This is a genomic window from Bergeyella anatis (genome assembly GCF_036016955.1).
Lineage (GTDB): Bacteria > Bacteroidota > Bacteroidia > Flavobacteriales > Weeksellaceae > JAYWXI01.
The window spans coordinates 116,144-135,162 of sequence record NZ_JAYWXI010000005.1 but is presented as its reverse complement, the minus strand read 5'-3'; the positions used below and the strand labels follow the sequence as shown (position 1 = coordinate 135,162).

At 43.7% G+C, this 19,019-nt stretch carries 16 protein-coding genes and 5 tRNA genes; all 21 read right to left on the bottom strand.

What is annotated here, in order from left to right:
* Positions 1–87: 87 nt before the first annotated feature.
* Positions 88–3,924, bottom strand: a complete 3,837-nt coding sequence (rpoB, locus tag VQ048_RS05500) for a DNA-directed RNA polymerase subunit beta (protein ID WP_327610690.1) — start codon at positions 3,922–3,924, stop codon at positions 88–90.
* Positions 3,925–4,352: 428 nt separating this feature from the next.
* Positions 4,353–5,606 (bottom strand): sensor histidine kinase, encoded by a 1,254-nt coding sequence (locus VQ048_RS05495; protein WP_327610689.1) that lies wholly within the window; start codon positions 5,604–5,606, stop codon positions 4,353–4,355.
* Positions 5,603–6,277, bottom strand: coding sequence for a response regulator transcription factor (locus VQ048_RS05490; protein ID WP_327610688.1), 675 nt, complete (start codon positions 6,275–6,277; stop codon positions 5,603–5,605). Before VQ048_RS05490 ends, VQ048_RS05495 begins: the two co-directional genes overlap by 4 nt.
* Positions 6,278–6,328: 51 nt before the next feature.
* Positions 6,329–7,774, bottom strand: a complete 1,446-nt coding sequence (locus VQ048_RS05485) for a TolC family protein (protein ID WP_442872812.1) — start codon at positions 7,772–7,774, stop codon at positions 6,329–6,331.
* Positions 7,755–10,931, bottom strand: a complete 3,177-nt coding sequence (locus VQ048_RS05480) for an efflux RND transporter permease subunit (RefSeq protein ID WP_327610687.1) — start codon at positions 10,929–10,931, stop codon at positions 7,755–7,757. Before VQ048_RS05480 ends, VQ048_RS05485 begins: the two co-directional genes overlap by 20 nt.
* A gap of 32 nt (positions 10,932–10,963) precedes the next feature.
* Complete coding sequence (locus VQ048_RS05475; RefSeq protein ID WP_327610686.1) at positions 10,964–12,046, bottom strand: efflux RND transporter periplasmic adaptor subunit; 1,083 nt, start codon at positions 12,044–12,046, stop codon at positions 10,964–10,966.
* A 138-nt stretch (positions 12,047–12,184) separates the two neighbouring features.
* Complete coding sequence (rplL, locus tag VQ048_RS05470; RefSeq protein WP_327610685.1) at positions 12,185–12,556, bottom strand: 50S ribosomal protein L7/L12; 372 nt, start codon at positions 12,554–12,556, stop codon at positions 12,185–12,187.
* Between the two features lie 47 nt (positions 12,557–12,603).
* Positions 12,604–13,140 carry a 50S ribosomal protein L10 gene (gene rplJ / locus VQ048_RS05465; RefSeq protein ID WP_327610684.1) on the bottom strand — a complete coding sequence of 179 codons (537 nt, stop codon included), beginning with the start codon at positions 13,138–13,140 and terminating at the stop codon, positions 12,604–12,606.
* Between the two features lie 13 nt (positions 13,141–13,153).
* A complete protein-coding gene (gene rplA, locus VQ048_RS05460; protein ID WP_327610683.1) occupies positions 13,154–13,846 on the bottom strand; it encodes a 50S ribosomal protein L1 in 693 nt (230 codons plus the stop codon).
* A gap of 11 nt (positions 13,847–13,857) precedes the next feature.
* Positions 13,858–14,301, bottom strand: a complete 444-nt coding sequence (gene rplK, locus VQ048_RS05455) for a 50S ribosomal protein L11 (RefSeq protein ID WP_327610682.1) — start codon at positions 14,299–14,301, stop codon at positions 13,858–13,860.
* 277 nt (positions 14,302–14,578) lie between these two features.
* Positions 14,579–15,121 (bottom strand): transcription termination/antitermination protein NusG, encoded by a 543-nt coding sequence (gene nusG / locus VQ048_RS05450; protein WP_327610681.1) that lies wholly within the window; start codon positions 15,119–15,121, stop codon positions 14,579–14,581.
* Positions 15,122–15,147: 26 nt separating this feature from the next.
* Entirely contained in the window at positions 15,148–15,354 is a 207-nt protein-coding gene (gene secE / locus VQ048_RS05445; RefSeq protein ID WP_327610680.1) for a preprotein translocase subunit SecE, read from the bottom strand.
* Positions 15,355–15,366: 12 nt separating this feature from the next.
* Positions 15,367–15,437, bottom strand: a tRNA-Trp gene (locus tag VQ048_RS05440).
* 67 nt (positions 15,438–15,504) lie between these two features.
* Positions 15,505–16,692 carry an elongation factor Tu gene (tuf, locus tag VQ048_RS05435; protein WP_327610679.1) on the bottom strand — a complete coding sequence of 396 codons (1,188 nt, stop codon included), beginning with the start codon at positions 16,690–16,692 and terminating at the stop codon, positions 15,505–15,507.
* Positions 16,693–16,966: 274 nt separating this feature from the next.
* Positions 16,967–17,038 (bottom strand) — tRNA-Thr (locus VQ048_RS05430).
* A 50-nt stretch (positions 17,039–17,088) separates the two neighbouring features.
* Positions 17,089–17,161 (bottom strand) — tRNA-Gly (locus tag VQ048_RS05425).
* A gap of 77 nt (positions 17,162–17,238) precedes the next feature.
* Positions 17,239–17,319, bottom strand: a tRNA-Tyr gene (locus tag VQ048_RS05420).
* 21 nt (positions 17,320–17,340) lie between these two features.
* Positions 17,341–17,414 (bottom strand) — tRNA-Thr (locus VQ048_RS05415).
* Between the two features lie 100 nt (positions 17,415–17,514).
* Positions 17,515–17,808, bottom strand: a complete 294-nt coding sequence (locus tag VQ048_RS05410) for an HPF/RaiA family ribosome-associated protein (RefSeq protein WP_327610678.1) — start codon at positions 17,806–17,808, stop codon at positions 17,515–17,517.
* Positions 17,809–17,842: 34 nt separating this feature from the next.
* Positions 17,843–18,724, bottom strand: a complete 882-nt coding sequence (locus tag VQ048_RS05405; RefSeq protein ID WP_327610677.1) for a tyrosine-type recombinase/integrase — start codon at positions 18,722–18,724, stop codon at positions 17,843–17,845.
* Positions 18,725–18,799: 75 nt separating this feature from the next.
* Positions 18,800–18,997: a 30S ribosomal protein S21 gene (rpsU, locus tag VQ048_RS05400; RefSeq protein ID WP_327610676.1), complete on the bottom strand. Its 198-nt coding sequence runs from the start codon at positions 18,995–18,997 to the stop codon at positions 18,800–18,802.
* Positions 18,998–19,019: the final 22 nt, after the last annotated feature.

Here is a 19,019-nt window from a genome sequence, read left to right as displayed (position 1 = left end):
TCATTAAAAATGTTTTGAGTAGCGTTTTAATTTCAAAAAAACGATTTTGAGTGATCCCCGGGCAGAACCCCACCCGGTGTCCCACAATTACTCTTCAAGCCTTACGTCCAGACCAAGCCCCTGAAGCTCATGCAACAAAACGTTGAATGACTCCGGAATACCCGGCTCTGGCATAGCCTCTCCTTTCGCAATGGCTTCGTAGGTTTTCGCCCGACCAATCACATCGTCCGACTTCACAGTCAAAATCTCGCGAAGGATGTTGGACGCACCAAACGCCTCCAATGCCCAAACCTCCATCTCTCCAAAACGCTGACCACCAAACTGAGCTTTACCTCCAAGCGGCTGCTGCGTGATAAGAGAGTATGGACCAATGGAACGCGCATGCATCTTATCGTCCACCATGTGACCAAGCTTCAACATATAAATCACCCCTACCGTAGCCGGCTGAGTGAAACGCTCCCCAGTACCGCCGTCATAAAGGTACGTATTACCGTATTTCGGCAAGCCCGCCTCGTCGGTGTATTTGGTGATTTCGTCCAAAGAAGCTCCGTCAAAAATCGGCGTAGCAAATTTCAATCCCAGCTTTTTACCGGCCCAGCCTAACACCGTCTCGTAAATCTGACCGATGTTCATCCGCGAAGGCACCCCCAGCGGGTTAAGCACAATGTCAACCGGCGTCCCGTCTTCTAGGAACGGCATATCCTCCTCTCTAACGATTCGCGATACAATCCCCTTGTTTCCGTGACGTCCCGCCATTTTATCCCCAACATTCAACTTACGCTTCTTGGCAATATAAACCTTCGCCAACTTCATAATACCCGCAGGAAGTTCGTCCCCAATGGAAACCGCAAACTTCTCCCGGTTTTTCACCCCTTGAAGGTCGTTGTATTTAATCTTATAGTTATGAATCAATTGTTTAATCAACTCGTTCTTATCCGCATCGACCGTCCAATCCGAACCGTTGATATTGATATACTCGTCGATGGATGTCAATAGTTTCTGAGTGAATTTAACCCCTTTACCAATCACCTCTTCATCCAAATCGTTCTTCACACCTTGCGAGGTCTTTCCGCTAACCAACGAATTGAGCTTCTCGATCAAAACATTTCTCAACTCATCAAATTTAGCCTTAAAGCTATTTTCGATTTCTTCAAGCTTCAATTTTTCTTCAGCCCGCTTTTTCTTGTCTTTAATATTTCTAGAGAAGAGTTTTTTGTTGATCACCACCCCTCTAAGCGAAGAGTCTGCTTTAAGGGATGCATCCTTCACATCCCCGGCCTTATCACCGAAAATCGCACGAAGAAGTTTTTCTTCCGGCGTAGGATCGGATTCTCCTTTCGGCGTAATCTTACCGATCATAATATCGCCAGGCTTAACCTCAGCCCCGATGCGGATCATACCGTTTTCATCCAAATCCTTGGTTGCGTCTTCAGACACGTTAGGAATATCCGAAGTAAGCTCTTCCATCCCCAGTTTCGTATCCCGAACCTCCAAAGAATATTCATCCACGTGGATCGAAGTAAACCAGTCTTCACGAACCACCTTCTCGTTGATTACAATCGCATCCTCGAAGTTATACCCCTTCCAAGGCATGAACGCCACCACCAAGTTACGTCCCAAAGCCAATTCGCCGTCTTCGGTTGCATAACCGTCGCAAAGCACTTGACCTTTCTCTACCTTATCGCCCACTCTGACGTTCGGTCTCAACGTAATTGTCGTTGATTGGTTGGTTTTTCTAAACTTGGTCAGATTATACGTTTTGGTGGCCGAGTCAAAGCTTACAATATCTTCATCCTCGCTTCGCTCGTACTTGATTACGATTTTGTCGGCATCCACATATTCAACCACACCGTCACCTTCGGCATTGATAAGAATTCTGGAATCTTTTGCCACCTGCTTCTCCAAGCCAGTCCCTACGATAGGGGCCTGAGGCTTCAACAAAGGAACCGCCTGACGCATCATGTTCGATCCCATCAACGCCCGGTTCGCATCGTCATGCTCCAAGAAAGGAATCAAAGAAGCCGATATTCCCGAAATTTGGTTCGGAGCCACATCCATAAGGTTTACCTCATTAGGTTCAACCACAGGATAATCGCCATCCAAACGAGCAATAATCCGATCCGTCTCAAAACTTCCGTCCTCGCTGAGCTCCACGTTAGCCTGAGCAATTACTTTTTCTTCTTCGTCCTCCGCGTTAAGGTAAATAGGCTCACCGGAAAGATCCACTTTACCGCCTTCCACTTTACGATAAGGCGTCTCTATAAACCCTAAGTTATTGATTTTCGCATAAATTCCCAACGAAGAAATCAAACCGATGTTTGGCCCTTCCGGCGTCTCAATCGGACAAATCCTTCCGTAGTGGGTGTGGTGAACGTCCCGAACCTCAAACCCGGCTCTTTCTCTGGAAAGACCGCCTGGCCCTAAAGCCGACAACCTTCTCTTGTGCGTAATTTCAGAAAGCGGGTTGGTCTGATCCATAAACTGAGACAACTGGTTCGTTCCAAAGAACGAATTAATCACAGAAGTCAGAGTCTTGGCATTCACCAAATCCACCGGCGTAAAGATCTCGTTATCCCGAACGTTCATCCGCTCGCGAATCGTTCTTGCAATTCTAGAAAGCCCAACGCCAAACTGCCCCGCCAATTGCTCGCCAACCGTTTTAATCCGACGATTAGAAAGGTGATCGATGTCGTCCACCTCTGCTTTAGAATTGGCCAACTCGATCAGGTGACGCACGATGGCAATAATATCTTCTTTGGTCAAAACTTCCGTATCCACCGAAATGTTAAGCCCTAATTTTTTATTCAAACGGTAACGGCCTACTTCACCCAAAGAGTAACGCTGCTCGGAGAAGAAAAGCTTTTCGATGATTCCGCGAGCGGTTTCCTCATCCGGCGGATCGGCATTTCTCAACTGACGGTAGATATACTCCACCGCTTCTTTCTCCGAATTGGTCGGGTCTTTTTGAAGCGTATTTTGAATAATCGAAAATTCGTTGGAGTTTTCTTTGTGAATCAAAATAGATTTCACTCCCGCCTCCAAAATCATATCGATATGCTCTTTCTCCAACACCGTCTCACGATCGAGAATAATCTCGTTCCGTTCGATGGAAACCACCTCTCCGGTATCTTCATCCACAAAATCCTCAAACCAAGTGTTAAGCACACGAGCCGCTAGCGTACGTCCTTCCACCTTCTTCAACGCCGCCTTGGAAACCTTCACTTCCTCCGCAAGATCGAAAATCTGAAGAATATCCTTATCGGATTCGTAACCAATCGCACGAAGAAGCGTCGTCAAAGGAAGCTTTTTCTTACGGTCGATGTACGCATACATCACGTTGTTAATATCCGTGGTAAATTCCATCCAAGACCCCTTGAAAGGAATAATTCTAGAGTAATAGAGTTTGGTCCCGTTCGCATGGTAAGTCTGTCCGAAGAAAACCCCCGGAGAACGATGTAATTGCGTTACAATAACCCGCTCCGCACCGTTAATAATAAACGAACCGGATGGCGTCATGTAAGGCACTGGCCCCAAATAAACGTCCTGAATAACCGTTTGGAAATCTTCATGTTCGGGATCCGTACAATAAAGTTTGAGTCTGGCTTTCAAAGGGACAGAATACGTAAGCCCTCGCTCCACACACTCGTCGATGGAATAACGTGGCGAATCCACCAAATAATCCAAAAATTCCAAAACAAACTGGTTTCTAGAATCCGTAATCGGAAAGTTCTCTTGGAATGTTTTGTAAAGCCCTTCATGAACCCTGTTTTCAGGAAGCGTGTCAAGCTGGAAGAACTCCTTAAAGGACTGCAATTGCACATCCAAAAAGTCCGGCGCTTGCACACGGCCTTTCGCAGAAGAAAAATTAATTCTTCCCTTAGCCGGCATTTCCACGGTCTTTTGCGTTTCTTTTGTTTTACTCATAATGAAGTAATAGTAAAAGTGTTGATTAAAAAATATTTTGTTCTTATCTAAAAAATATCAGAAAAGAATTAAAAAAAACAGAGAACCAGAGAAATAGAAAATCAAAACTTTTCGAGAAAATTTGGCGCTTTTCATACGATCATGTAAGTAAAGTCCTGATTTTCAAAATCCCGAGCCACCGCTCTTAAAATCTTTCCTAACTGCAACACCGGTATATCTTTTCACGGCGTAGTGCAAAATATTTTTTCTTAGTTTATTCTGATGACGAAAACCAAAGCGTACCCCCGAAAACACGAAACCCCTTCCGGAAACACCGAAAGAGTTGAATCTCAATATTTTACTGGTTTACAAACAATTAATTAGCGCCAAAAGAACTGCAAAATTACAAAAAACCACCCATAAAACCAAAAACAACCCCTCTTTTTCAATCAAAATTTTATGGTAAACCGATGGCACCCTTCAAAAAAGAAATACCGAAGCGACCATCCGTACAATCCGCAAATTTTCCTGCTGATCTCCAACCCCAAACCATTACCGTCCTTATGCCCCCCTTGACTCTTGAAACGACGAAAAAGCATCGATTCATCCAAAGCACCTCCCTCAGCCGTATTACTCACCGTCAAGGATTCTTCCGAAAGATAAACCTCCAGTACCCCCCGCTCGGGAGCATACCGAAACGCATTAGACAACAAATTCCCCAAAAGAATCTGCATCAGCGTTTCGTTGGCATCCACCACTTTATCCGTCTGATAGAAAGAAGAAACCGCCAACATTTTGTCCCCAAACAAAGACTGCAAATCCGATAAGGTTTTCTCGCAAAGACGTCGCAAAGACACCTCGCAATGCCTCTCAAACTGATGATTTTCAATTTTGGCCAAAAGAAGAAGCCCTCGGTTCATTTTAGAAAGCTTTTGGTTGGCATGGTAAATATCTTCGATGTATTGCACCTGCTGCTCAGTTAGCGGTTCCGTTTGCAGAAGCATTTCCAGTTTATTTTGAATCACCGCCAAAGGCGTTTGCAATTCGTGAGAAGCATTCTCGGTAAATTCTTTCTGTGCCGAATACAACACCCGATTGCGCTCCACCAAGTCCGCTAAAGAAGCATTGAGATCATTCATCTCGGCTACCGGGGAACGCTTAGGAACAGAAAAATTATGGTGGTCTATGCGGTACTTCTGCAAATCCCCCAAAACCTCATAAAAAGGCTGCCAAACCCGATGCCGAACCAAGCGGTTAATGCAAATAAGCGCCAAAAACAAAATGGAAAAAAAGACCAATTGCAAAAAAGCAATCGTTTTAAGAATCTTCTGATTTTCCAACAACGATTTTTTAATCTTAAAATGATACGTCTTTCCGTTCACTTCCTTATAAAAATCCAAAATCCGATGGTTCTCCAAATCATTCGTCCTCCCATCCGGCAAAACCCGATTGGTATACCGATCGCTCTTCCGAAGAATCTCGGTAACCTCCTGAATCGCTATATCCTGATTGTATTTACTAAAGTTTTCCGGCGTAGTGTAACGCATTTGGTTAATCAACCATTGTTTTTGAAAATCCAAATTACGGTCGATATTTTCCTGCATGATTTTCGATAAAACCACATAAAAAACAGGAATGGAAAGCAGCCCCATCAAAGCCGCTATCCCAATAAATCGCAACGAAATATACTGGGTTAATTTCATAAAACTTCGTACTTATACCCCATGCCATAGACGGATCGAAGGTAATCGCCCGCCCCACTGGCCGTCAATTTTTTCTTCAAGTTTTTAATATGGGCATAGATGATGTCGTAATTGCCCAAATACTCCGCTTGTTCACCGGAAATATGCTCCGCAATGGCATCTTTAGAAATCACCCTATTGCGATTAACCGCAAGATAAACCAAAAGCTCATATTCTTTTTTGGTCAAATCGATCAACTGCCCCAAATAGCTCACCGTTTTGGCTTCCGTATCGATCACAAGATCATTAACCTGAAGAACCGACTTCCCCTCAAAACGCCGCCGCCGAATAACCGAAGCCATGCGCGCCCCTAATTCCGAAAGATGAAAAGGCTTCGGCAAATAATCATCCGCCCCGAGTTCCAACCCCGTAATTTTGTCCTCCAAAGAATCCTTTGCCGAAATGATAATGACCCCATCCGTCTTATTCTCCTCCTTGAGCATTTTCAAAACGCTAAGCCCGTTGCCGTCCGGCAAAGTCAAATCCAACAGAATACAATCGTAATCGTAATCCCTAACTTTAGCCACCGCTTCCGCATAAGTATAAGCCATCTCCATTTGGTATTGCTTGGAAAAATATTCCACAATGCTTTCAGACAGCTGTTTTTCATCTTCCACCACCAGTATTTTCATGACCCAAAATTTACGAAAATTATCCTTAAAATTAAAAAAAGAAAAGGCAGCCTACTGCCACCCTCCCCCTAAACTCTTGTAGATGTCCGTTACAGCGGTAAGCTGGTTTTTCTTGGCTTCCACCATTTCCATTTTGGCATCCAGAATATCTCTATTGTTCATCAAAACTTCCAAATAATCTGCCCTTGAATTTTTAAAAAGTAGATTAGCCACCTCAATCGACTCCTCCAAAGCATGAGTTTCCTGCGATTTGAGTTCATAATAATGACCGATATTCTGAATTTTAGACATCAAATTAGCCACTTCCACGTAAGCATTGATAATCGTTTTATCGTATTCGTACAAAGCCTGGAGCTGACGGGCATCCGCCGTTGCAAAGTTAGCCTTTATCGCACTTTTATTAATCAGCGGTCCTGCCAATTCCCCCGCCAAATTATACGCCAAAGATTCCGGCATTTTCAGAAGATAATTGGGTTTAAACGCCTCCAATCCTAAAGTGGCAGAGATTCCCAAAGAAGGATAAAATTCCTTCCGAGCCGCTTCAACATCCAATTGGGCCGATTTCAACTCGTATTCTGCCGCACGAATATCCGGACGATTCGAGAGCAACTGAGCAGGAATCCCCGAATAAACCGCCGATGGCACCGCCGAAACCAATCCCGATTTATCCCGCTCTATGGACTGGGGAAACCGTCCCAAAAGTGCATTAATCTGGTTTTCTTTCTCGGCTATCGATTGTTTTACCATATACTCTTGGGCTTTGGATTTTGCTAATTCGGCTTCAAATTTTTTCACGCCCAATTCCGTTCCTGCCGACGCCTGTTTTAAGATCTTAGAAATCTCCAAAGCCCGCTCATTGATCTCAATATAGCGATGAACAATATCCAATTGATTATCCAATGCCAAAAGTTCGTAGTAATTATCCGCCACTTCGGCAATCAAACTCGAAAGAATAAAGTTTTTCCCCTCCACCGTGGATAAGTAATGCGCCACAGCCGACTCCTTCTCGGTACGGAGTTTATGCCAAATATCCACTTCCCAATTCATGGAAAGCCCTCCCCCCGTATTAAAAAGCGGATCGGGAGTTTCCTTACCCGGTACAATCTGCGTACCGGCATCGCCCGCTCCTTCACTCGTATAGCGCCCCGCCTTGCGAACCCCTTGCCCCAAACCGGCCGAAACCTCCGGTGAAAGCCGCCCGCTCCTATACATCACATTACTTCTGGCAATCTCAATTTCCTGATAGGTCTTGAGCAAATCTTGGTTATTCGCCAAAGCTGTTTCAATCAGCCCTTGAAGGGTTTTGTCCGTAAAAAACTCCCGCCAAGGCGTCATCCCTGTATTTCGTTGGCTCAGGCCAGATTCATTCTGAAAATGTTCAGGAACCGCCTGTTTCACTTGGCCATTCACCTTGGTCGCCATAGGCGCCTTGCAGCCGATTAAAGCCAAGCCAAGAAAAGCAGCCGCTAAAGTGGGTTTATAAAAGAGGTTCATCATCGTTTAGGGTTTCAGTTAATGGATATTCTTCTTCGTATTTTGCCAGTTTAGAACGTTCTGCCAACGTTCCGAAAATGTAATACAGTCCCGGTATAATCAACAACCCGAAAAGAGTACCTATCAGCATTCCTCCCGCAGCCGCTGTTCCAATCGTACGGTTGCCCAAAGCCCCCGGCCCCGAAGCCAAAACCAAAGGAATCAGCCCTGCAATAAAAGCAAACGAAGTCATCAAAATTGGACGGAAACGCAACGCCGAACTCTCCAACGCCGCTTCCCTTACCGAAAGCCCCTCAGCCTTTCGTTGAATTGCATATTCCACAATCAAGACCGCATTCTTACCCAACAAACCGATAAGCATCACCATGGCCACCTGCGCATAAATATTATTCTCCAGCCCCGCCAACTTCAGACACAAGAAAGCCCCAAAAATACCCGCCGGCAAAGATAATATCACCGGAAGTGGTAAAATAAAACTCTCGTATTGAGCCGAAAGAATAAGGTACACAAATCCCAAACAAATTAAGAAGATATATACCGCCTCATTGCCACGCCCTACTTCGTCTTTGGAAATCCCCGCCCAATCAATTGCAAACCCTCGGGGCAAAGTCCGATCCGCCACCTCCTGAATCGCCTTAATGGCATCGCCACTGCTATATCCCGGTGCAGGCGATCCGCTCACCTCAGACGAATTATACATATTATGGCGGGTAATTTCCGAAAGCCCGTACACTTTTTCCAATCGCATAAAATCCGAATACGGCACCATCTGGTCGTTATCGTTTTTCACATAGAGTTTCAAAACATCCTGAGGCAAAGCCCGATACTGCGGCCCGGCCTGAACAATCACCTTATAAGGCTTCCCGAAACGAATGAAGCCCGTTTCGTAGTTTGAGCCAATCAACGTCGATAAATTATCCATCGCTTTTCCTACACTCAGCCCCTTTTGCTCTGCAAGATCATTGTCTACCCGAAGCATATACTGCGGAAAACTCGCCGAATAAAACGTAAATACTGAGCCTAATTCTGGTCTTTTTTTCAGTTCGGCCACAAAATCCTTACTCACCTTTTCCATCATGTGATAATCTCCACTCCCCGTTTTATCCAATAATCGGAGTTCAAAGCCTCCCGCCGCACCATACCCCGGAATGGATGGCGGTTGAAAAAACTCAATATTCGCGCCCGGAATTTCTTTCGCCTTTTGCTCTAATTGTTCAATGATTTCCGAAGCACTTTCTTTCCGCTCACTCCAGTCTTTAAGATTAATGAGACAAGTTCCGGCATTCGCTCCCGTACTCTCCGTAAGGATTTCGTACCCCGCCAAAGACGAAACCGACTGCACCCCTTCAATCGCTTCCGAACTCCGCTGAAGATCGTGCGAAATCTGATTTGTCCGCTCCAAAGACGACCCCGGAGGCGTCTGAATAATCGCATAAATCATCCCCTGATCCTCTCCCGGAACAAAACCCGACGGCAAATGATTACTCAACAGATAAGTCCCAAAGCAAAAGCCCAAAAGAACCGGTAACGTAATCATTTTCCGAGTTACGGTTTTGCCAAGCATGGAGCTGTATCGGACCTGACCTTTAGTAAACAACCCGTTAAATTTGTCCAATACCACCGTAATAGGCGTCTTCTTTCTCGCCTTGCCGTGATTGTTTTTCAAAATCAAAGCACAAAGAGCAGGCGTAAGCGTAAGTGCCACCAAGCCGGACAATATAATCGAAGAAACCATCGTAATGGAAAACTGACGGTAAAATACCCCCACTGGCCCCGACATAAAAGCCACCGGAATAAAAACCGCCGCCATAACCAACGTAATGGCAATAATGGCTCCACTAATCTCACGCATGGCTTCTTCCGTCGCTTTCAACGGAGACAAATGATTTTTCTCCATCTTGGCATGCACCGCCTCAATCACCACAATGGCATCGTCCACCACAATCCCAATGGCCATCACCAAAGCAAACAAAGAAATCAAGTTAAGCGTAATGCCAAACGCCGACATAACCGCAAAAGTACCAATAAGAGAAACCGGAACCGCCAAAGTCGGAATAAGCGTAGAACGCCAATCGCCCAAAAACAAAAATACCACAATCGCCACCAACACAAATGCCTCAAAAAGTGTGTGCACCACCTTTTCCATGGAAGCATCCAAGAAACGGGAGACATCATAACTGATTTCATAATGCATCCCCTTAGGAAGCGAACTTTTTTCCAAACCCGCCAACATCGTCTTTACATTGTGAATCACCTCGCTGGCATTCGATCCGTACGACTGTTTGATGGAAATAGCCGCCGAAGGCTTCCCATTGAGCGTGGAATAAATATCGTACATATTACTGCCAAATTCAATATCGGCCACATCTTTCAAGCGGACAAACTCGCCATTGCCGTTTGATTTCAGAATAACATTGCCGTATTCCGCCTCCGTAGAATACCGCCCCGGATACTTCAAAATATACACAAATGCCTGCGAACGCTTGCCTGAACTCTCGCCCGTTCTCCCCGGAGAAGCCTCGATACTTTGGTCACTCAAGGCCTCCATTACTTCGTCGGCCGAGATATTATACGCTAACATGCGGTCGGGTTTCAGCCAAATCCGCATGGCATACTCCCGCGTCCCTAAAATATCCACAAAACCCACCCCGTCAACACGTTTGAGTTCTGGCAAAATATTGATGTCCGCATAGTTGAACAAAAATTTCTGATCCGCCTTCGGATCGTCACTATAAAGATTCACGTACATCAACATATTGGGCTCCTCCCGAGAAATTTTCACCCCCTCACGAACCACCAAAGGCGGAAGTTTATTAATCGCTGCCGACACCCTGTTTTGAACGTTAACCGCCGCCACATTAGGATCCACTCCCAAATTAAAAACCAACTGAATCGAAGCCTCCCCATCATTTCCCGAAGCCGAAGTCATGTACTTCATCCCCGGAACCCCATTAAGCGCCTGTTCCAAAGGCGTAATAACGGATTTAACCATTAACTCGTTGTTTGCTCCGGGATAATCGGCCACAATATTAACCTTAGGTGGCGAAATCGCAGGAAATTGAGTTACCGGGAGCTTGACCAACGATAAAAGCCCCAAAAACACGACAATGAGTGAAATCACCACGGAAAGAACCGGACGACGTATGAATTTGCCAAACATAATATTCTTCTTTACTTTATGCTTATTTCCTCTTAGTTAGCCTTGAGTCGGAGTGAGGCCATCACCTGCTTGGGCGATTGAAATTTCGTTTGCACCCGCTGCTCATCCTTCACTTTCTGAATACCCTCAACCAAAAACTTTTCGTTAGCCTTTAACCCCGAAGACACTACGTAAAGATCAGGCATTGCATACGCCACTTCGATGTTTCGGGAAGAAACCGTACCGTTAGGTTCAAGCACAAAAACATATGTTTTGTCCTGAATTTCATACGTGGCTTTCTGAGGAATAATCAGCGCAGAAGGCAAAGGTATTTTCATTTGAATCTTTCCCGTCTCGCCGTTTCTTAAAATATTTTGGGAATTGGGGAATTTTGCCCTGAAGGCAATATTTCCTGTCTCGCTATCGAACTCGCCTTCAATCGTTTCTATTTTTCCCTGCTCCGGGAAAGGCTGACCGTTTGCCATAACCAACGTAACCGTCCCATCGCCGTATTGGGAGCCGTGCGTCACATAATTGAGATACTCGGGTTCCGACACATTAAAATAGCCGTAAATCCCCGAATTGTCGGAAAGCGTCGTGAGCAAAGCCCCCTCCTCTACCAAACTTCCGATTTTCAGAGGTAAACGATTAATCACTCCCGAAAAAGGCGCCCGAATAGTCGTAAAAGACAGTTTGGTTTGGGCCAATTTCAACTCGGCTTTGGCAGCTTCCAACTTCGCCTGAGCCATTTTTTTCTCGTTAACCGAAACCACATTGCTCCCCGACAATACCGACGCATTCTGAAGCTCAATGGACGCCTGATTAACTTCTGCCCGAGCTTTTTGAACCTCAGCCTGAAGCAGCTGCGGCATAATTTGGAACAACGGTTGCCCCGCCCGAACATAATGCCCTTCGTCCACATAAACCCCTTGCAAAAAGCCTTGCTCTTTCGCGCGGATTTCGATGTTTTTTTGGGAACGAATTTGAGCTACATATTCCTTGACCACAACCGTATCTTTCGTTAAGGCCGTTGTCACCGGATAAACCATCTCCTGCTCTTTGTCCTCTTTTTCCTTTTTGCAGCCGATCGTTAGGAGGAATAAACCGAACAGCCCCGCGGCAAGTGCTTTTTTCATTATTTTATCTTTTGTTAAGTAAAATTACTGCCGCAAAGGTGCTTGGAAATTCTGAAGAAATTCTGAATTTAATCCCTCATTCAAATAAAAAAGCCCATCCTAAAAGGATGGGCCTATCGTATTCACCGTAAAGTGAGCTTACTTCAATTCTACTTCAGCACCAGCTTCTTCAAGTTGCTTCTTAAGCGCTTCTGCTTCGTCTTTTGGAACACCTTGCTTAATTGGAGCAGGAGCACCGTCTACGATGTCTTTTGCTTCTTTAAGACCTGCACCTGTAAGATCTTTCACCAATTTAACAACAGCCAACTTAGAAGCACCTGCAGATTTCAAAATTACATCGAATTCTGTTTTCTCTTCAGCAGCTTCACCTGCAGCAGCACCACCTGCAACTACTACAGCCGCAGCAGCAGGCTCAATTCCGTACTCATCCTTAAGGATAGCAGCCAATTCGTTTACGTCTTTTACAGTAAGGTTTACTAGCGTTTCAGCTAAATTTTTTAAATCTGACATTTTAATAATGTTTTTAGTTGTTGATTATGATATTTTTTGAGTGTAAATTATTCAGCAGAAGCAGCCTCCTCTCCGGCAGCCTCCTCGGTTTTAGACTCCGCACCTTCAGATTTGTTCTCAAGCGCAGAGAGTACTCTCTTGATCGGAGACTGAAGCAATCCGATAATCTCGCCAAGCATTTCTTCCTTAGATTTGATGCTCGCAAGAGTATCCAAATTATTATCACCGATGTAGAAAGTTTCTTGCAAATAAGCCGACTTCAAAGCAGGTTTCTCCTCTTTCTTTCTGAAGTCCTTAATCAGCTTCGCCGGAGCATTAGCCGTCTCGGAAATCATAAGGGCAGAGTTCCCTTTGAAAGTGCCAAACATTTCGGAGAAATCTACGCCCTCGATCTGTTCCATGGCTTTTTGCAAAAGGGTGTTCTTCACCACTTTTACCTTGATGTTATTCTTAAATGCTTGTCTTCTAAAATCTGAAGTTCTCGCTGCATTCAAGCCTTCAAGATCCGCTACATAGATGTTTTTCGCATCTTGCAAAAGATCCTTTATCTCCTGTATAACGGTTACTTTATCTTCTTTTCTCATTGTCTTACAGATTTTAGTTTACAGATTTAGTATCGATTGCAATTCCGGGGCTCATGGTAGAAGAAAGATAAATCGACTTCACATAAGTTCCTTTAGCCGCTGTTGGTTTCAGCTTCTGAAGAGTCTGTAAAAGCTCAGCCGCGTTTTCTTTAAGCTTCTCTGCATCGAAAGATACTTTTCCGATTGCCGCGTGTACGATACCGTACTTGTCTACTTTAAAATCAATCTTACCGGATTTCACTTCCGAAACCGCTTTTCCGATTTCCATCGTTACCGTTCCAGACTTAGGGTTCGGCATAAGACCTCTTGGCCCTAAAACTCTACCCAATGGACCTAATTTACCCATGACAGCAGGCATGGTTACGATAACGTCCACATCCGTCCATCCGTTTTTGATTTTGTCCAAGTACTCATCTAAACCAACAAAATCCGCACCTGCTTCCTTAGCTTCCGCTTCCTTATCCGGAGTAACCAACGCAAGAACTTTTACATCCTTACCTGTTCCGTGAGGAAGAGAAACCACCCCTCTTACCATTTGATTGGCTTTTCTTGGGTCAACCCCAAGTCTAACCGCAATGTCTACAGAGGCATCAAATTTCGCAGTATTAACTTCTTTTACCAGCGCAGAACCTTCTTCTAGGCTGTAGATTCTACCTTTTTCTACTTTGCTTAAAGCTTCTTTTTGTTTCTTCGTTAATTTTGCCATTTCATTCAGTTTTAAGCGTTAGCTGGTTTAGTTCCTGTTACTTTGATCCCCATAGATCTTGCCGTACCTGCCACCATGCTAATAGCAGAATCCAAAGTAAAGCAGTTAAGATCTGCCATTTTGTCTTCAGCGATTTTTTGGACTTGCTCCCAGGTTACTGATCCCACTTTGTTACGGTTTGGCTCACCGGAACCTCCTTTTAGCTTAGCCGCATCCAAAAGTTGAATTGCAGCAGGAGGCGTTTTAATCACGAAGTCAAAGGACTTATCCTCGTACACCGTAATCACAACAGGCAATACTTGCCCCGGCTTGTCTTGAGTTCTTCCGTTGAATTGCTTACAAAACTCCATGATGTTCACCCCCGCAGAACCCAAAGCTGGACCTACCGGTGGAGACGGGTTAGCAGCGCCACCCTTCACCTGAAGTTTTACCATTTTAAAGACTTTTTTAGCCATTTTTTGTTTTTTAAAATTTGAATAATTAATGAGTTTGGAAGCATTTATTATTCCTACCGAAGTGTTTATCTCACCTCACAATCCGGTATTTGAGTTTGCAAAATTATAAATATTTTTTGAGATAGCCAATAATTAAATCATTATATTTCAACAAGATTTCATGTTTCTCCGATTTACCGAGGCTTACTCCCATTTTTTCTTTTTTATTTTAGCCACTTGCTAAAATAAAAAACGTTCGAGCTTGACTCGAACGTTATACTTATATGATTTGTAATCATTACACTTTTTCAACTTGAACATAACTCAACTCCATTGGAGTCTTTCGTCCAAAAATCATCACCGAAACTTCCAATTTTTTCTTATCCTCAAGAACCTTCTCTACCGTTCCGTTAAAGCCATTGAAAGGACCATCCACTACTTTCACGCTTTCGCCCACCACATAAGGAATAGCCAAATCCGTTGCAAATTCGGAAAGTTCATCCATACGACCCAACATTCGGTCTACCTCGATTTTTCTCATCGGAACAGGATCGCCTCCTTTAGTCAGAGATAAAAAAGAAATTACGCCCGGAATGTTCTTTATAACGTGTGGAATCTCCCCCATCAAATTAGCTTCAATCATTAAGTAGCCAGGGTAATAAGGCCTTTCTTTAGGCACTTTTTTTCCATTCTTTATTTGGATAACCTTCTCCATTGGAATCACCACCTGAGTAACATAAGAATCATAACCCAAGCGCTGAATCTCATTCTCAATGTAGTTTTTGACTTTGTTTTCCTGTCCACTAACAGCTTTCAGTACATACCATTTCAAATCGCTCATCTCTGTGTACTTATTTTTAAATTTTGTTAATTGAATAGGTTAATTAGTATAGACAAAGCATTCTGTATAATCTTATTAAAGAAAGTATCCACACCAAAAAGAAAAATAGCCAGCAAAACGGTAGCTACGGTAATCACAATCGTTGAAGATTGTAAATCAGCCCATTTTGGCCATTCTATTTTTTCTTTAACTTCGGTATAAGAGCCTTTTAAAAAATCTACAAATGAACTCATAATTGTTGTTTGCACGGGCACAAGGATTCGAACCCTGACCAAAGGTTTTGGAGACCTCTATCCTACCATTAGACGATGCCCGTAGTTGTTTTTAAAAGTTCCGCAAGTTTTTTCCTTGCGGAACTTTTTATTGGATGACTATACAGTCGATTAGTCTAGAATTTCAGTTACCTGACCAGCACCTACTGTTCTACCACCTTCTCTGATCGCAAATCTAAGACCTACGTTAAGAGCGATTGGTTGTAGCAATTCTACTTCGATAGTCAAGTTATCACCTGGCATTACCATTTCTACACCTTCTGGAAGACGGATCTCACCAGTTACATCAGTCGTTCTTACGTAGAACTGAGGACGGTATTTGTTGTGGAATGGAGTGTGACGTCCACCTTCTTCTTTAGAAAGGATATAAACCTCTGCTTTGAAGTGTTTGTGTGGCTTAACAGAACCTTGCTTAGCGATTACCATACCTCTTCTGATATCGTTTTTCTCGATACCTCTAAGAAGTAGACCTACGTTATCACCAGCTTCCCCTCTGTCAAGGATTTTTCTAAACATCTCTACCCCTGTTACAGTAGAAGTAAGTTTTTCCTCACCCATACCTACAATGTCTACAGGATCACCAGAGTTGATTACACCAGCCTCGATTCTACCAGTTGCTACAGTACCTCTACCAGTAATAGAGAATACGTCTTCGATTGGCATCAAGAATGGCTTATCTTGATCTCTTACAGGAAGCTCAATCCAGTTATCTACTGCATCCATCAATTCTTCAACAGTAGCAACCCATTTCGCCTCACCGTTAAGTGCACCAAGAGCAGAACCTTGGATTACAGGAGAGTTATCTCCGTCGTATTCGTAAGAAGAAAGAAGATCTCTAAGTTCAAGCTCAACAAGCTCTAGAAGCTCAGCATCATCCACCATATCCACTTTGTTCATGAACACAACGATTCTAGGAACGTTTACCTGACGGCAAAGAAGGATGTGCTCTCTAGTTTGTGGCATAGGACCATCAGTCGCCGCACAAACCAAGATAGCTCCGTCCATCTGAGCAGCACCCGTTACCATGTTCTTTACATAGTCGGCGTGACCAGGACAGTCTACGTGAGCGTAGTGTCTGTTTTCAGTTTCGTATTCAATGTGAGCAGTATTAATAGTAATACCTCTTTCTTTTTCTTCTGGTGCAGAGTCAATTGCAGAGAAGTCTTTCTTTTCAGCAAGACCTTTATCAGCCAATACTTTAGAGATAGCAGCTGTCAAGGTTGTTTTACCATGGTCAACGTGACCAATAGTACCAATGTTCAAGTGCGGTTTGTTACGATTAAACGTTTCCTTTGCCATGATTTAAAATTATTTATTTAATTTAACTTTTTAATATTTCGGTCTGCAAATATAATGAATTTTTGAATATCAAATCTTTTTTGGAAAAAATTTGTTTCATTATTAAAATCCAAGCGGTTGCAAAATCCCGAACAACGACCAAATCAGAATGCAAAAGTACACTTTTTTCCTTCTCAACCAAAAGACAACCTTCGCACCAGCTTTCTCTCAATCTTTGCAAAAACTTTTTCCGGTCTGACAAAAAAAGACTGCCCTAAGGCAATCTCTTCTCTTGAGCCATTATCGGGATTTGAACCCGAGACCTCTTCCTTACCAAGGAAGCGCTCTACCCCTGAGCTATAACGGCAGTTTCCTTAAAAAAAAATCACAAGCCGCTGTTGGTTGTGATTTTCTTTGAGCGGAAGACGGGGTTCGAACCCGCGACATTCAGCTTGGAAGGCTGACGCTCTACCAACTGAGCTACTTCCGCATTTTTTGTTATTGTTGGTAACGGTTTGCAAATGTAAAACATTTTTCACAATCTGCAAAATTTAATTTAAAAAAAAGTGGGGAGAGCAGGATTCGAACCTACGAAGCCGAAGCAACTGAGTTACAGTCAGTCCCATTTGACCGCTCTGGAATCTCCCCAAAGTTTTTCTTAAATTAATGAGCCTCCAGAGGGATTCGAACCCACGACCCCGAGATTACAAATCACGTGCTCTGGCCAACTGAGCTATGGAGGCATTGTAGATTTCAAAAGAACTTCTTTTCGTTTTGCGGTTGCAAATATAGAACTATTTTTTTGAAACCCACAAATATTTTTAAACTTTTTTTTATTTTTTTTTACTGGTTTTTTTCTTTCTTCTTGATTAACAACTTTTTAGCTACATCCACACAAAGATCCAAACTTTCCTCAAAACTAGCCGAAGTCTTCTTCACCACGATATCATCCCCAGGAACCACCAGCTTAATCTCCGCTGTTTTATTCTCCTTTTCCGATGCATTTTCGACCTTCAAAAAAACCTGACACTCTTGAATCTTGTCATAAAACGTATCCAACTTGTTTACTTTTTTGTCGATGTACTCTTCCAAAGGTTGATGAGGCGTAAGCCCCATGGCTTGTACTGTAATTTTCATAAATCCTGTTTTTTGAAATTAAACGATGGCAATCTCAATCTTTCTTCGCTCTCGGATGCGCATTATTGAACACTTTTTTCAAACGTTCAATATCTGCACTGGTATACCCCTGAGTCGAAGCCAAACTGGAATGCCCGAGAATCGCCTTGACTTTGGAAATCTCCGCCCCATTCCCCAACACATGCGTCGCAAAACTATGCCTGAGAATATGAGGACTCTTTTTCCTCTTCGAAGTGACAATACTAAGGTAGCGGTTTACCGTGGAATAAACAAATTTTTCTGAGAGTTTTTTTCCCTTCCGATTAACAAAAAAATAAACCTCCGACTCCCCCACCGGCCGCCTTAGCCGGCAGTACCGCCGCATTAGCTCCGCCAGCGCTTCCGAAATAGGAATCACCCGCATCTTATTCCCCTTACCTACCACCCGAAGCTCCCGCCCCTCCAAATCCACATAATCCATCCGCAGCCCGCACAATTCCGCCTTACGCATTCCCGTTTGATAGAGCACTTCCACCACCAAAACCTCCAACAACCTCTCGTCCTGTACCTCTCCAAAATCTTCTCGCAACAAATCCATCTCCTCCACCGACATCGGCACCTGCCTCTCCGCATAAAACTTAACCGACTGCACCCCCTCCATCGGAGAAACTTCCACCATGCGAAGCCGTTGCAAAAAAAGATAAAAGCTACGCAAAGAAGACAATTTCCTATTAATACTCCTCTTAGCCAAAGCCTTCTCCCCAAGATCCGCCATAAAATTACGCACCACCCGCTTATCCACCCGCACAGGATCCTCATGCCCCTCCGTAGCCCGCACAAAACAAAAAAAATCCTCCAAGTCCTTGCGATAACTCGTCAGAGTATGAGGCGAATAACGCTTTTCAACCTCCAAATAATCCAAAAATTTACACACCATAACAAAATAAAATCACTTCCCAAATTTAAACATTTGGAAAGTGATTTAAAGTTTTCTTTTCTGTCAAAGACAGGATTAAGCCTGTTCTTCCTTGCTAGCTTCTCTTTGTTTATGAGCTGCTTTCAATCTCTGTTGTCTAAGGATAACCGAAGGTTTAACAAACTGTTGTCTTGCTCTTAGCGAACGTACAACGCCAGTTTTGTCGAATTTTCTCTTGTATCTCTTTAACGCTCTGTCGATAGACTCTCCGTCTTTTACTGGAATTATTAACATATTTTACATCTCATTTTGGACT

Excerpts from the sequence above, each read along its gene's own strand:
- rpoB (WP_327610690.1), bottom strand. The coding sequence starts at position 3,924 with ATGAGTAAAACAAAAGAAACGCAAAAGACCGTGGAAATGCCGGCTAAG.
- VQ048_RS05495 (WP_327610689.1), bottom strand. The coding sequence starts at position 5,606 with ATGAAATTAACCCAGTATATTTCGTTGCGATTTATTGGGATAGCGGCT.
- VQ048_RS05490 (WP_327610688.1), bottom strand. The coding sequence starts at position 6,277 with ATGAAAATACTGGTGGTGGAAGATGAAAAACAGCTGTCTGAAAGCATT.
- VQ048_RS05485 (WP_442872812.1), bottom strand. The coding sequence starts at position 7,774 with ATGATGAACCTCTTTTATAAACCCACTTTAGCGGCTGCTTTTCTTGGC.
- VQ048_RS05480 (WP_327610687.1), bottom strand. The coding sequence starts at position 10,931 with ATGTTTGGCAAATTCATACGTCGTCCGGTTCTTTCCGTGGTGATTTCA.
- VQ048_RS05475 (WP_327610686.1), bottom strand. The coding sequence starts at position 12,046 with ATGAAAAAAGCACTTGCCGCGGGGCTGTTCGGTTTATTCCTCCTAACG.
- rplL (WP_327610685.1), bottom strand. The coding sequence starts at position 12,556 with ATGTCAGATTTAAAAAATTTAGCTGAAACGCTAGTAAACCTTACTGTA.
- rplJ (WP_327610684.1), bottom strand. The coding sequence starts at position 13,140 with ATGAGAAAAGAAGATAAAGTAACCGTTATACAGGAGATAAAGGATCTT.
- rplA (WP_327610683.1), bottom strand. The coding sequence starts at position 13,846 with ATGGCAAAATTAACGAAGAAACAAAAAGAAGCTTTAAGCAAAGTAGAA.
- rplK (WP_327610682.1), bottom strand. The coding sequence starts at position 14,301 with ATGGCTAAAAAAGTCTTTAAAATGGTAAAACTTCAGGTGAAGGGTGGC.
- nusG (WP_327610681.1), bottom strand. The coding sequence starts at position 15,121 with ATGAGCGATTTGAAATGGTATGTACTGAAAGCTGTTAGTGGACAGGAA.
- secE (WP_327610680.1), bottom strand. The coding sequence starts at position 15,354 with ATGAGTTCATTTGTAGATTTTTTAAAAGGCTCTTATACCGAAGTTAAA.
- tuf (WP_327610679.1), bottom strand. The coding sequence starts at position 16,692 with ATGGCAAAGGAAACGTTTAATCGTAACAAACCGCACTTGAACATTGGT.
- VQ048_RS05410 (WP_327610678.1), bottom strand. The coding sequence starts at position 17,808 with ATGAAAATTACAGTACAAGCCATGGGGCTTACGCCTCATCAACCTTTG.
- VQ048_RS05405 (WP_327610677.1), bottom strand. The coding sequence starts at position 18,724 with ATGGTGTGTAAATTTTTGGATTATTTGGAGGTTGAAAAGCGTTATTCG.
- rpsU (WP_327610676.1), bottom strand. The coding sequence starts at position 18,997 with ATGTTAATAATTCCAGTAAAAGACGGAGAGTCTATCGACAGAGCGTTA.